Genomic DNA, 13,787 nt, shown 5'->3' on the forward strand with positions numbered 1-13,787 from the left:
ATGGGGACTGATTTGAAGTTGTAATGTTATATTATGGAAAAATAGGGGGGATACGAACTAGATAAATAAATCGCCAGTAGCTACGAAATGACATGAGCTGCTTTTATAATAAAGGACCAGAAGTACGTTTGAATCTTACATAAATCATACTCCTCCCTTGGATTCATATAACAACGAATATATTTCGAACGAGGTACCACATGACGACGATAAAAGTAACCCGGAACAGCTGTTATCAGTCTCCAGACAGTTTGAAGCAGCCCAAAGCCAGGTTTTTCAGATGAACAGTATCCTGAAACAACACTTATTCGAGATCGAAAGACAGTGGGATGGCAGCACGAAGGAGAAGTTTTATTATGATTTTACACTGGCGCAGAAGGTCATGAATAACTTTGTTTCCTTGTCTCTGTCCATTGCCAAAGAACTTCAAGCGCATGCTGAGAAATTCAGACTTGTTGATCAGCAAGCTCTACAATCCTATGATGCTAGTTGCGTACCACCACCCCCGGATGAATGTAGGGCACCATTAGCCGATACACGTAATGCTTTTCAGAAGTCTGCTGACAGTTTGGTCGAATTGGGACAAGACTTTATGCAATCTGCGGATGCTCGGTATCAAAAGCGTTATGATAGTGTAGGTGGATTTTTGGATTACTGGACGTTCGGTATCCCCAGAGGTCTTGTTAAGGGTTATGTGGACCGTGCAGATAAAGCATTCAACTCGCCCAATGATACAGCTAATTGGCTTACATTCGGTATTCATGGTACGATCCGCAAAGCGACGTTTCCGACGAATGCCTGGTCTAGTGAACATTGGGCGAACATGATCGGTATGGGAGGTCTGATGGTTGGAACAGGCTATGCTTCTTCTCTAATTAAACCGCATAATTTGCTGACTTTATCAGGTGGTGGCGCAAGTATTCAGGCCTTTACCCGACAGCCGGGCACAGGAAAGATGAGGGGTGGTTTTAATGGTTTTCAAGATACCCGTCTGCGAGTGGTGGATAATATAGCCGAGAGCAAAAAGGCTAGAGAATCCTCCAGGTTTTCCGAGTATGCTGAGAAGGAACGAGAGCTTGGAAAAGGGGATCATCGTCAGATTTCTTCAGATGGTTTAAGAAATGAACTGGAACTAACAGATGCCCAGAAAACTGAATTGATTAATTACTCTAAAAGATTAGGTTTCCCGGAAGAGAATATAGTGTTTCGAGAACATTGGAATACTGGAATGATGTATGACAGACTATATATCAATACAGACGTGTTACCCGCAGAGTCCCATGGAATTGGCACATTAAGTGCCAACACACGTGTTTCGGGTAGAGCTACTGTAGCTCATGAGATTATTGGACATTATGAAGCGTTTAAAAGCGGAAGGGCCTTTGAACTATATAATCTTGATGATGCAACGTATGCACGAAATTTTGCTTTGGACGAAGCACAAGCCAGCATAAGAGCAGCGAGGTTTGCACCAGAATTAACTTCTGTAGAGAGAATGACACTACTTAGAGATGCAGTAACGAGATTAAAAAACGCAGATCTCCGTGTACAAGATGTGAAGAATGAACTTTATATCCAACACAGATAGAAAGGATGATAAATATGCATAAATTGATGAAGGTTGGAGATGTTTTTGAATCATCCGAATATGGTACTATTTTAGTGGGTATCAATCCTGAACTTGATGACCTAAGCCATGATCAGATCAAAAAGCGAATCCATAATCATATTGTTGTTCGAACACCTGACAATAAGGAATTTCCAATAGATGTGGTTTCAGTACAAATCTCAAGTTCATTAATGAATAAGAAGAGCATTGGTATATGCGTTGGTAAGTCAATAAACCAATCTGAAATCCCTATTAACTCAGTGGTGTATACCGATATCTCTTAATGGGCTTAATTGGAGATGCATTTGTGAGATCACTTACGAAAATCAGGCTTAAACCTACCCATGTTGACTAAACTCTGACGCATACGTCGGAGTTTTTCTTTGTGTAAAAGCGTAACAGTTTCATCGAAACAAACATGGATAAACTTCTATAAAAATAAAGCTAACACAGTGATGATAGCGTTCCAATTCGGTTCCAATATTTTCTTGCCTAATTCGACAACTTCATATACTATTTTCACATTACATAGTGCTTCAAGCATGTAGTTTTTGGGTAGGGCGTAGTCGAAAAGGCTTACATACAGGCGTGAGAGGAAGAGGATTGGATGGTCGGGTTTTTCAAGAAACGTTTGGTTGTTCGCATTGTTGCCATGGTTACATTGGTCATTATGATTATATCTGCGGGAAGCATGCTGCTTCAGCTGGCGAATATGAAGCTAGCCGCGCAGGAGGCCATATCGAGTTACAATATTCAAATTGCCGAGAGTTATGTGAAACAGCTGGACACGGAGCCGTATGTGGAATTTGCCCAAGATCCCAAAGAAAATGACGTGTTCTTGAAGATTCGTGATGAGCTGGATGATTTTCGTGTGAGCATCGGGGCGATGTATGTGTATTTTGTGAAAATAGACGATTCAGGCACGCCCCTCATTATGGTGGACGGCATGAAAGATGCGGATAAAGCATCACCGATCAATGAAGTGACGGATATCCCAGGTGATGCAGTCCAAAAGCTTCTGCAAGGAAAAACGGCCAGTTCTCCGATCATTCATAATGAGGAATATGGCGAATATATTTCCTCATACGCTCCGATTTTGGACAGTAATGGGGCCTTAACGGGTGTGATAGGAATCGATACAGCTGTGTCGGTCATTGGAAGTATTGAGTCAGATATTATGAAATCCAGCATTCCGTTGTATGCCCTATTGTTATTCATTACGCTTGCAGGCATCGCGGTTGTATTGTGGTACATCGTAAGAGGACTGCGACCGCTGAAACCACTAAAGGCAAGCGTCGAACAAATGGCGCAAGGTGAGCTGGCGGAAGCCAACCGAATCCTGACCGCGTATCGGCTGCAAAGTGAGGATGAGATTGGCAGCACATTCAAGGCGATGATTCATATGTCCGGGGACTTAAATCAAATGATCGGCGACATGGTCGCGGGTGTCTCGGTAACCACCGGTATCCTCGCGGAATCAACGGAGCAATTCAAACGTGATGCAGAAGACATGCTTGAGATGAATAAGAGCGTTGACCAATCCGTGCAGCAGATCAGACAGGGAGCACACACCCAGAAGCAAGGTGCTAGCGACAGCGCCAATGCGATGGAAGAAATCGCTAAAGGGATTACCGATATTTCAGAGTCATCTACAGCCGTGTCCGACGCTGCAACAACTGCGCTTGCTACGGCACAATCGGGTAAGCAGAGCATGACGCAAATGAAGAAACAGATGGAGAGCATTTCGGCTGTATCTGCTGAAGTTGTAGCCATGGTCCGAGTGCTTAACGACTTCTCGAAGCAGATTGGCGGTGCGCTTCATACGGTGCAGGATTTTGCGAGTCAGACCAAGCTGCTGGCACTGAATGCTTCGATTGAAGCCGCTCATGCAGGAGAGCACGGGAAGGGATTTGCCGTTGTGGCGGATGAAGTGCGGAAGTTGGCGGAGGCATCAAGCACATCCGTGCAGACGATATCGGATTTGTTGCTCGGCATTCAGCAGGAGTCCCAGAACATCGGATCACAGATGGATATTACCTCGCAAGAGATCGGCCAGGGAGTGACGAGCACAGCAGAAGCAGAGCATGCCTTCACCCAAATGGTTGAGGCATTTCGTGTGGTAACACATCGTATCCAGGAGGTATCCGCAGCAGCGGAGGAGATATCGGCCGGTTCCGAGGAAGCGGCAGCATCGGTCAATACGATCTCGCAAATTTCATCCGGCGTTTCAGATCATTCGGATGACATTTATCGTTTGACAGGGGAGCAGTCGAGCATGTTCCAGAAGGTGGCACAGACGTCCACCCTGCTAAGACAGCAAACGATTGAGTTGAGCGAAGCGGTAAGAAAAGTAAAGGTATAAGGGCAGCAAGCAGTAAGCAGTAAGTTGAATCCTTATCATCAAATGTGGAACACTCTGGTGCAAGCACCTGAGTGTTTTTTTGACACCCCGATGATGACTTAGACTCTGCCATTATAACTGATCCAGCTCAATCGCCTGTCTGAAGCGTTGGGCAAATCGCTCAGCGGATACAGCCACCTCCTTGGACTCGGTCTGTACGAAGCCGATTTGCATTTTAGGCTGGTCGATCGAGGCGATCTCAACCATTTTCGCAATACCTTCTTTCCATAGCGGATGTTGGTGGAAGGAGAAGTCATGACCAATGGTGGCAGCAATATTGTTTCTTAGAACGGTGCTAATCGCTTCCGAGTTGTTCGTTTTGAACAGGATGGACAGAGGGCCATAATCATACGTGAACTCCTGCAGGAAATCTTCGATAAATCCATCACGATACAGAGCAAGCTTATGTTCTTTTAATTGTTCGGGAGTAACCCGGTTAAGCTTGGCTAGTTCGGATTGGTGATGAGTGCACACAACCAGTTTGCCTGAATACATAGGACTGAAATGCAGTCCATCGAATTCCCGCAATTGTTTGGCGTAGATGGCGATGAAGCCCAGGTGGGTTCTGTTGTTACGGATGTCCTCGATAATTTCCATGGAACCTTTCTCTTCAATGGCAATATTCAATTGAGGATGCTCGCGTTTCATATCTGCAGCCGTCTGTACAAGGTAAGGCATCACACTTGGAAAAGTAGCAACATGCAGGTCTCCGGTTAACAAGGATGTCTCGGCATTCAGTGATTTCAATTCATCAATTCGCTGCAAAATATCGAGTGCCTTGGCAATAAACTGTTTGCCTTCAGGGGTGGGAAACGTCCCATGCCGCGAGCGTTCGAACAGGATCATACCCAGCTCATTTTCAAGACGATGCACAGATTGGCTGATCGCCGATTGAGTGACATGCAGGTGCTCCGAGGCAGCCGAGAATGATTGGGTTTTGGCAATTTCAACGACATATTCAAGCTGTTCCAGATTCATGGTTTCATCTCCGTTTTAGCATTAGTACAAGTAATATTAACATTAGTATCTATAAATATGAATAATACGTGAACAGCGATATAATTAATAGACAGTAGTTGAATCTCAGGTAGACAAGATAAACCAAAGGGGATGTATCTCATGAAAGCAGCAGTATGGTATGCCAAAAAAGATGTCCGGGTCGAAGAACGGGAAATACCGGTAGCCCAATCAGGACAAGTGAAAATTAAAGTCGAGTACGCAGGAATCTGCGGTAGTGACTTGCATGCTTACCATCATGGCGTAGGCATTCAGGAAGGGCAGAACCACCCGCTTTCAGGACAGAAAGCGCCGCTGACACTTGGTCATGAGTTTGCAGGAACCGTCAGTGAATTGGGAAGTGATGTAAGCGGTATCAGTGTAGGAGACCGTGTTGTTGTTGAACCGCTGTATCATTGCGGACAGTGTGAGTACTGTATTCAGGGGCGCTATAACCAATGTACCGAGTTCGGATTTGTGGGACTGAACGGTGACGGAGGTTTTGCTGAATACGTTGTGGTTGAGGCCTATATGGTGCACAAATTGCCGGACAACGTCTCCTTTGAAGAGGGCGCACTGGTTGAGCCTACAGCAGTAGCTTTTCATGCGGTTCGCCATAGCAAACTAAAAGTAGGTCAGAAGGTTGCTGTATATGGTGCAGGTCCGATTGGACTCCTGACAATCCTGTCAGCCAAAGCTGCCGGAGCTTCCACGATCTATGCAGTTGATGTATTTGAAGAACGCCTGAACCTGGCTGCCAAGCTGGGAGCCATTCCGGTGAATAGTGCCAAAGTTAATGCCACTGAGGTGATTTTGCAGCAGTCTGGCGGAATAGATGTAGCATATGAAGCGGCAGGTGTACAGCCAACCATGGACAGCGCCGTAGCGGTAATCAAAAAAGGTGGAGAAGTTGTTGTCATCGCAGCAATTCCGAATCCACTTCAGGTGAATTTCTTCGACCTGTTGGTGAAGGAAGCGAACCTGACAGCAACGCTGGCCTACCGTCATATCTTCCCTGAAGTCATCTCTTTGATTGCTGAGGGAGCACTTGATGTGAAGCAGGTGATCACCAGAAAAATCAAGCTGGACGACATCGTTCAGGAAGGACTTGAACTGCTCATGACCGACAAGAGCCATGCGAAAATTTTGGTGGAAATCAGCGGTTAATAATTTGGAAAATGGAGCGAATAACATTTGCTGCTCTAATCCGATTCTTTAGCTCAGAATAACGCTAAAAAGGGATACCCTCCGTCATATTAATGACTTAAGGGCATCCCTTTTTCTGTTATCCACGCTTATTAGCATTTGCGAGAATTATGAATCATAACGGTAGCAGATCGCTTTGCCTCCACCACTCTCGGAACTGAATTCCGGGTCTTCTACAAAACCGAAACGCTCGTATAATCGGATCGCGTTGACCATCTGGCCGCCCGTATATAAATACACCGTATTTTTGCCCATGTCTTTGGCAGATTCAACACATTGTTGAAGCAATTCTCTGGCAATACCGTGACCTCTCCACTTGGGATCAACGCCCAACAGTCGAATAAACGGATAATCAATAGGCAGCTCGAAGTTCGGGTAAGCCTTATGTGCAGTCTCAAACAATTGGACCGTTCCAACAATCTGATTATCTATTTTGGCAATCCATAATTGCTTGATATAAGGATTGCTCGGCGATTCCCGAATATCCTTCAAATAATGTTCCCATTGTTCCTGTGTTTGGAACGTGTCCCGGTACTCGGAGTAACTTTCAATGAGAATATGTACAATTTCTTCATGGTCAGCTTCTGTAGCGGGATGAATCGTTACTGCCGTTGTCATCTCAAGTTCTCCTTCTGATTTGATCTTGGTTTGATAAGAGATATAGTTGACTTGAATTGTATCACACCTGATGGTACTGGATTTATTCAAATTTTCTATATATGACTCATGAAATTCTATGAGTTGGTACTTCCGCACAAGCACATCCAAGGTTCGCACGTATAAGGTTCATTATAGGCGATTGAGCTGTGTAGAATACAAATTATTGCGATATTCGGTGGGCGTATTGCCTTCGTATTGTTTGAACATGCGCAGGAAGAGTTTGTAATCCGAAAAACCGCATTGCCCCGCAATTTCTTTCACACTGGCATTGGTATTGAGCAGCATCTGCTTGGCCCGGCGAATCCGTTCCGTGAGGATATAGGTTTTGAGCCCAATGCCTTTCTCACGTTTCACCATTTTGGAGATATAGTCCTTGTTAAAATTAAAAGTCTCAGCAATCTTGCCCACCGTAATGTCGGTATGCAGATGAATATCCACCCACTTGCAGATGTGGTCAACGATTGCATTGTGCGGCCGATAACCCGCCTGTGTATTGCGTTCCAGTTCTTTGAGCAGCAGCAGCAATGCTGCGTCTGCTTCTTCCGGCGAGAACGATGAACTATGCAGCAGCTGCTTGAACAGCTGATTGGCGGTGGACGGAACCTGAATAGTCGCATGGGTGGGATACTGGTCGAACTCTTTCTCATTTGAATCATAATGAACCCAATAAAAGCTGACGGGAGCATCGCTGACCTGATAGCCATAATGGGTGCGTCCAGCCCTCAGAAATAGTAGATCATTGGCACGAACCACGAACTGCTCGTCCTCCTCGGCAATGTACATCTCGCCTTCCAACATCAAAATGACCTCGTGAACAGGCATGCTGCGCTTCATATGGCTCCAATTGCCTTCGGTTATGAATTTGCCGCACAAGTAATGTTCCAATGGCTTTTGCATAGGACGGATTTCTCCACCTTTTCTTGGATTATGAGTCTGATGTAGTTGTATTTTATTTGATAATATGAGGATATTCAAGGCCTGTGTGAAGAAACATCGCAAGGGACACATGAATTTCAACACGGATTTTACCCTTTGTACAATGATATAAGTGCTTCTAAATATCCACTACATACCGAGGAGGAGCGAGCAGAATGATTGAAACCAAAAAGGGATTTCTGGGACCTGAGCATGTAGAGCTGTTAAATGGCGTCTTTCAAACATCACAGGAGGTTGGAGAACGGTATTTGTTATCACTGGACATTGACCGTTTTCTGGCACCATGTTTTGAGGCCCATGGGTTACCGGCGAAAAAGGAACGATACGCGGGTTGGGAGGCACGCTCGATTAGCGGGCATTCCCTTGGACACTACCTGTCTGCCCTGGCTGTGACCTATCAGGCGACAGGTAATGAAACGTTAAAGCAAACGCTGGACTATGCCGTCAGTGAGCTTGCATCCATTCAACAGCATACAGGAAGTGGGTATGTCGGCGGCTTGTCAGAAGAAGCTTTCCACATTGCCTTTCGGGCAGAACATATTGGTGGTTTCAACATCGGCGAATACTGGGTGCCTTGGTACAGCATACACAAAATCTATCGCGGACTAATTGACGCTTACAAACTAACGGGCAACGGGCAGGCCCTTGAGGTGGTAACACGGTTTGCGGATTGGGCGGTGGACGGTCTAAGCCCGATGACCGAAGAACAGATGCAGATCATGCTTCAATGTGAACACGGCGGTATGAACGAAGTGTTTGCACACTTGTATGGAATCACCGGGAAGTCCGTATACCTTGATATAGCCAACAAATTCACACATCAATTAATCCTCGAACCGTTGGAACACAAGCAGGACGATCTTCAGGGCAAACATGCGAATACGCAGATTCCGAAAGTCATCGGTGCAGCCGAAATCTACAATCAGGACCATCATCACGAGAGTTACCGGACAGCAGTGGAGTTTTTCTGGGACACTACGATTCATCATCGGTCTTATGTATTTGGTGCTACGAGCATTTCGGAGCATTATGAAGCGAAAGGCATGGAGAGTCTGGGCATTAAAACCGGAGAGAGCTGCTGTACCCACAACATGATGCATCTGACGAAGCAGCTCTACACCTGGAATCCGGACAGTGCCTACATGGACTATTATGAAAATGCGATCTACAACCACATCCTGGGCACACAGGACCCGGACACAGGCAACAAAACGTATTTTGCATCAACGCTGCAAGGCCACTACAAAATCTACGGTACTCACGATACCGCCTGGTGGTGCTGCACAGGATCTGGCATGGAGAACCCGGGCAAATACGCCGAGGCCATCTATTTCGAGGATGAGCAGGATCTGTACGTTAACCTGTATATTGCTTCCCAGTTGGACTGGAAATCCCAAGGCCTATCGCTGAAGCTCGAAACCAACTTTCCTTATTCGGAAAAGGGTACCCTTACGATCACCGAAGGCAGCGCCTCGGCCAATCTTAGACTACGCGTGCCCTCCTGGCTGCAGGAGCCAATGACGGCAATGGTCAACGGGGATACGGCCCATCCGCATACCCGGATGGAACCCGGATACCTCGACATCGAGCGCACATGGACCGCTGGCGATGTCATCACCATCACGCTGCCGATGTCGCTCCACCAATATACGTCCCGGGATGATGCTCACAAGGTGGCATTCCTGTATGGCCCGATTGTGCTGGCAGGGGCTCTGGGAAGCGAAGGGCTGCCTGAGGATACCATTGTGGACGAAACGGCACTGAACCCCAAAACTGCACCTGTACCTGTTATATGGACAGAGCAGGAGGATGTGCACGAGTGGATCAAGGTCATAGACGCAAGTACGTTGACGTTTGAGATCAGCAAGGATGTCACATCAGACGGTAACCCGGTGAAGCTAATTCCGTTCTATGATGTGCATCATGAGTTCTATACGGTCTATTGGCCGTTCAACGATGAAGGGGATGCGCTGGAGAAGGAATTGAATGATATCACCATCGACAGGGTGCAGCCTGACGGTCAGCAGGATGAGATTGGACATCATCTGGATAGCAATTGCCGCGCAGAACATCATAACGGTTCCTATACAGACAGCCGCAACAAGCTGCATATGTGGCGGGAAGCTTTTGGTGTCAGCGGGTCTTACTTCAGCTACCAGCTGGCGGTGGATGGTTCTGCACCGAACTATGTATGCGTGGCATACTGGGGCGGCGATCATTCTCCTTTTGTACGGGAAGGAACACGGCATGAGAGAATATTTAGTATCGCCGTCGATGGACATGTGGTCGGAGAACAGTGGATTCATATGAACAAGATTGGTGAAGTGTTCTATGTTACCTATGACATCCCTGAGAAGGTAACGTCAGGTAAAGACAGCGTTCGGGTTGCATTCCAGGCGTTGGACGACAATGGTTGTGCCGGGAAAGTGGTGGAGGTACGTACAACGCGGAGTAAACCGGAATCTATCTTCTCATAGAAGAGGCATTGTATGAAATTGGGCAAACACAATGTTATAATAAGAGCAAAATGCTGATTAGGTAAAAGAGGAGGTTGGAAGTGTGGCAAAACCGGATAATAAAGGCACCTATAGTTTTCAGGATTGGTTAACTTGGGAGGGGGCATGGGAGTTAATTAACGGCAAAGCATTCAATATGTCTCCAGCACCCACCTCATTACACCAGTTTATTGTGGGTGAGCTGCACTTCTCCTTGCGTACTTTTTTTCAGAATCGGAAATGTATCGTATTTGTTGCCCCCTTTGACGTGTATTTCAGTGAGAATGAGCAGTATGACGTACCTGATCATGTTGTTCAACCGGATTTATCGGTGGTTTGTTCCAAAGACCAAATAACCAAAAACGGCTGTCAAGGTGCGCCTTCTCTAATCATAGAAGTGCTGTCTCCTTCAACTGCGCTGAAGGATTTTAACGAGAAGTTTAATCTGTATCAGAAATACGGTGTGAATGAATACTGGATTGTTGACCCTGGGAATCAGACCGTTCATGTGTACACATTGGAAGAAGGCAGTTACCAGAACCGTCATCTGTACACGGAGCAAGAAACGATTCAATCGGTGTTATATCCGGAATTGGAAATTCCGCTTCGGAATTTATTCAAGCTGAATTAGATTACACAACATCATCATCACTCCGGCGCCGGGCGTCGGGGTGTTTTTTGATTTTTATCGTATCAAACAAGCCCTATATAAAAAATGACACGCACTGCAAATTTCCACGTATTACCTGATAACATTTCTTTTTCCGCCACCGATTGTTCAAGGGTACCAGGCTCATTTCCCAGAGGTTACAAAATCTTATCCACGTTGTCCCTCTAAAGATGAAATGGGATAAGCCCAAGCCACGTATATTATGAATATCCATATTAATCCACCCGAATGCGGCAACATCATGTACAATGAAATAAAGTTCCAATGGTAAATATCGACATAAAGCTCCAACACATAGCGCGAAAGGAGGTCTGATGATTTACATGATAAAGTACATAAAACTGCTGGGGCTAATCTTCGGCGTTGTGGTCATGAATGTTCTGTTGTTCTCACCAGGATTCATCGGACTGGAGTTTGGCGGGGGAGCATTTACGACAGCGCTCTCGGTGACATTTCTGTTCGGCAGCGTGATGACGCTCTTCTATGGAAGCTACACCTTGTTGTTCAAACAGCCTGTGGTCTTGCCCGTGAAAAATATCGAAACCCATGATGATTATGTGGAAGCGTTATCCTTTTATCGACGCATTAAAGTGCTTGAGGAAGATATCACACTGGGATTATCTCAACTAAGTCGCATGAAGAAAAAGAAAGAAACCCTCCTGAACGTGCTGAATCAGCGATTTGATCCGGGGGAACTGAGTTACAAGAAATTTGCTTCGGTCACCCTCGAAGTGGAGAAGCTGTTATACCTCAACATCCGAAGTGTACTTAACCGACTCAATGTGTTCGATGAAGCGGAGTACGCCAGCCTGATGAAGTCCAAATCCGCAACACTTCCCCAGAAGCTCTTTCAGGAAAAGACTAAAGTATATAACGACTATCTGAGCTATGTGAAAAGCTCGCTTCATACCAATGAGGAAATTCTTTTGAAGCTCGACCAATTGATGCTGGAAATCTCCCGCCTGGACAGCTTTGAAGCAGGAGATATTGAACAGATGCCTTGTATGCAAGAAATTGACCAATTAATCAAGCACACCAAATTATACAGACAGTGAGGGGTTGTACGTATGGCTAAGAAGGGAAAGTTTTTTTTCATATCGATCTTAATGCTGGTACTTGTGTTTGGACTCGTATATGCAGGTATCACGCTGACGTCGAACGTGGGTAAATCCAGTACACAGGTAACGACAGAGAATGCAGGCAAAGAGTTAGGCAAGCTGTATGCGGACATTGCTCCGGCAACGGCTGAACCTGTGAAGGGACAGATTGATCTCGATCCGGTGGATGTGGCAGAGTCACTTCCAGACATCTCGAAATTTCCGATCACGGTCGAAAATACAACGAATGATTATGTGGAAATCTTTTCATCCCCGGAGAAAGCAGGCACTGGCGGAGATGGCTGGTTAACCGAGGTCACCGAAGAGTTCAACAAGGCTAACATTACCGTTGGCGGCAAGCAGGTTTCGGTAAAGTTACGCAATATCGCATCCGGTACGGCGGCCGATTATATCAAGTCTGGTAAATATGTGCCTGATGCGTACACTCCCTCCAATGAGTTATGGGGCGAGATGGTAGCTGCAAGCGGAGTGAAGACAGACCTGGTATCCAAAAGACTGGTGGGGAACGTTCCCGGAATCGTCATCTCGAAAGCCAAATATGATGCGCTGGTCGACACGTACGGCTCAGTTAATGTAAAAACCGTGACCGAAGCGATTGCCAACAATGAACTCGCGATGGGGTACACCGATCCATTTGCCAGTTCCACGGGACTGAACTTTCTGGTGACGGCACTCAACACATACGACAGCTCCAATCCGCTTGGTGAGAAAGCGATTGAGGGTTTTGAGAAGTTTCAAGCTAACGTACCGTTTACGGCGTCCACAACCATTCAGATGCGTGAGGCAGCCAAGTCAGGCCGTTTGGACGCATTTGTACTGGAATACCAGACTTACGTAAACACCGCAGATCTGAAAAGCGGCTACGTCTTTACCCCTTTTGGTGTGAGACATGACAGCCCGCTGTATGCACTGGGGCAACTACCGCAGAACAAGCAAGAAATCATTAAGAAGTATGCAGAATTCGTAACCCAAGCGAAGTATCAGCAATCGGCTGAGGAATTCGGCTTCAACGGCTTGCAGGATTACAAGTCGGAATTGAACACAGTGGATGGTGGCACGTTGTTGTCTGCTCAGAAAGTATGGAAAGAGAAAAAGAACGGCAGTAAACCGATTGCAGCCGTATTTGTAACCGATGTATCCGGGAGTATGGATGGTGAACCACTGAACCGACTCAAGGAATCATTGCGCAAAGGCCAGAAGTTCCTGGGCACAGATAACAGTATCGGCCTCGTCTCCTACTCTAGTGGAGTAACGGTGAATCTGCCCATTGCCAAGTATGATACGAATCAGCAGTCGATGTTTGTCGGTACGGTGGATAGCCTGCAAGCGGGTGGCGGTACGGCAACCTTCGATGGAATCGTTGTGGCAATGAAGATGCTGGAAGATTATATAGCTGCGAATCCGAATGTGAAGCCACTGATCTTTGTCCTAAGTGATGGAGAGACCAACGAAGGTCATACACTGAAAGATATTCGTGATCTGGTCGAGACGTACAAAGTGCCAATCTACACGATTGGTTACAACGCGGACATCAAAGCTTTGGAGAGCATTTCCAGCATTAACGAAGCGGCGAGCATTAACGCGGATACCGACGATGTGGTATACAAAATCGGTAACCTGTTCAACGTGCAGATGTAGCACGGGTACTCACTCGAAGTGACCTAATGTAAGGTTCATTATTCCATTTTATATAGCA

11 protein-coding genes are annotated in these 13,787 nt (G+C 46.2%); 8 read left to right on the forward strand and 3 right to left on the reverse strand.

The features are described from left to right. Positions 1 to 157 precede the first annotated feature (157 nt). From BMY78_RS00270 to BMY78_RS00280, 3 genes are all read left to right on the forward strand, one after another. Complete coding sequence (locus BMY78_RS00270) at positions 158 to 1,588, forward strand: WXG100 family type VII secretion target (RefSeq protein ID WP_256221897.1); 1,431 nt, start codon at positions 158 to 160, stop codon at positions 1,586 to 1,588. 14 nt (positions 1,589 to 1,602) lie between these two features. Next, the gene (locus BMY78_RS00275; RefSeq protein ID WP_090893528.1) at positions 1,603 to 1,893 is read left to right on the forward strand and encodes a hypothetical protein; all 291 of its coding nucleotides are present in this window, start codon (positions 1,603 to 1,605) and stop codon (positions 1,891 to 1,893) included. Positions 1,894 to 2,216: 323 nt separating this feature from the next. Then, positions 2,217 to 3,971 (forward strand): methyl-accepting chemotaxis protein, encoded by a 1,755-nt coding sequence (locus BMY78_RS00280; RefSeq protein ID WP_090893531.1) that lies wholly within the window; start codon positions 2,217 to 2,219, stop codon positions 3,969 to 3,971. A 111-nt stretch (positions 3,972 to 4,082) separates the two neighbouring features. On the opposite strand, the gene BMY78_RS00285 is transcribed toward BMY78_RS00280, so the two are convergent. Then, positions 4,083 to 4,988, reverse strand: coding sequence for a LysR family transcriptional regulator (locus BMY78_RS00285; RefSeq protein WP_090893533.1), 906 nt, complete (start codon positions 4,986 to 4,988; stop codon positions 4,083 to 4,085). A gap of 141 nt (positions 4,989 to 5,129) precedes the next feature. On the opposite strand from BMY78_RS00285, the gene BMY78_RS00290 reads away from it, so the two are divergent. Further along, the gene (locus tag BMY78_RS00290; RefSeq protein WP_090893535.1) at positions 5,130 to 6,173 is read left to right on the forward strand and encodes a 2,3-butanediol dehydrogenase; all 1,044 of its coding nucleotides are present in this window, start codon (positions 5,130 to 5,132) and stop codon (positions 6,171 to 6,173) included. Between the two features lie 147 nt (positions 6,174 to 6,320). Here the strand turns inward: BMY78_RS00290 and BMY78_RS00295 are convergent, their stop codons facing one another. Both BMY78_RS00295 and BMY78_RS00300 read right to left on the reverse strand, forming a co-directional pair. Further along, entirely contained in the window at positions 6,321 to 6,830 is a 510-nt protein-coding gene (locus BMY78_RS00295) for a GNAT family N-acetyltransferase (RefSeq protein WP_064640524.1), read from the reverse strand. 171 nt (positions 6,831 to 7,001) lie between these two features. After that, positions 7,002 to 7,769, reverse strand: a complete 768-nt coding sequence (locus BMY78_RS00300; RefSeq protein WP_143066993.1) for an AraC family transcriptional regulator — start codon at positions 7,767 to 7,769, stop codon at positions 7,002 to 7,004. 194 nt (positions 7,770 to 7,963) lie between these two features. Between BMY78_RS00300 and BMY78_RS00305 the strand changes: the two genes are divergently transcribed. The 4 genes from BMY78_RS00305 to BMY78_RS00320 all read left to right on the forward strand — a co-directional run bounded on the left by BMY78_RS00305 (position 7,964) and on the right by BMY78_RS00320 (position 13,729). Further along, on the forward strand, positions 7,964 to 10,285 hold the full coding sequence (locus tag BMY78_RS00305) for a glycoside hydrolase family 127 protein (RefSeq protein ID WP_090893538.1): 2,322 nt from the start codon (positions 7,964 to 7,966) through the stop codon (positions 10,283 to 10,285). A gap of 82 nt (positions 10,286 to 10,367) precedes the next feature. Then, a complete protein-coding gene (locus BMY78_RS00310) occupies positions 10,368 to 10,934 on the forward strand; it encodes a Uma2 family endonuclease (RefSeq protein ID WP_090893540.1) in 567 nt (188 codons plus the stop codon). A gap of 362 nt (positions 10,935 to 11,296) precedes the next feature. Further along, positions 11,297 to 12,028, forward strand: a complete 732-nt coding sequence (locus BMY78_RS00315; RefSeq protein ID WP_256221899.1) for a hypothetical protein — start codon at positions 11,297 to 11,299, stop codon at positions 12,026 to 12,028. 12 nt (positions 12,029 to 12,040) lie between these two features. Then, positions 12,041 to 13,729 carry a vWA domain-containing protein gene (locus BMY78_RS00320; RefSeq protein ID WP_090893545.1) on the forward strand — a complete coding sequence of 563 codons (1,689 nt, stop codon included), beginning with the start codon at positions 12,041 to 12,043 and terminating at the stop codon, positions 13,727 to 13,729. Positions 13,730 to 13,787 lie beyond the last annotated feature (58 nt).

This window comes from Paenibacillus sp. OK076 (assembly GCF_900110055.1).
Taxonomy (GTDB): domain Bacteria; phylum Bacillota; class Bacilli; order Paenibacillales; family Paenibacillaceae; genus Paenibacillus.

Coding starts and splice junctions, on each gene's coding strand:
- BMY78_RS00290 (WP_090893535.1), top strand. CDS start 5,130: ATGAAAGCAGCAGTATGGTATGCCAAAAAAGATGTCCGGGTCGAAGAA.
- BMY78_RS00320 (WP_090893545.1), top strand. CDS start 12,041: ATGGCTAAGAAGGGAAAGTTTTTTTTCATATCGATCTTAATGCTGGTA.
- BMY78_RS00280 (WP_090893531.1), top strand. CDS start 2,217: ATGGTCGGGTTTTTCAAGAAACGTTTGGTTGTTCGCATTGTTGCCATG.
- BMY78_RS00285 (WP_090893533.1), bottom strand. CDS start 4,988: ATGAATCTGGAACAGCTTGAATATGTCGTTGAAATTGCCAAAACCCAA.
- BMY78_RS00315 (WP_256221899.1), top strand. CDS start 11,297: ATGATAAAGTACATAAAACTGCTGGGGCTAATCTTCGGCGTTGTGGTC.
- BMY78_RS00275 (WP_090893528.1), top strand. CDS start 1,603: ATGCATAAATTGATGAAGGTTGGAGATGTTTTTGAATCATCCGAATAT.
- BMY78_RS00295 (WP_064640524.1), bottom strand. CDS start 6,830: ATGACAACGGCAGTAACGATTCATCCCGCTACAGAAGCTGACCATGAA.
- BMY78_RS00305 (WP_090893538.1), top strand. CDS start 7,964: ATGATTGAAACCAAAAAGGGATTTCTGGGACCTGAGCATGTAGAGCTG.
- BMY78_RS00300 (WP_143066993.1), bottom strand. CDS start 7,769: ATGCAAAAGCCATTGGAACATTACTTGTGCGGCAAATTCATAACCGAA.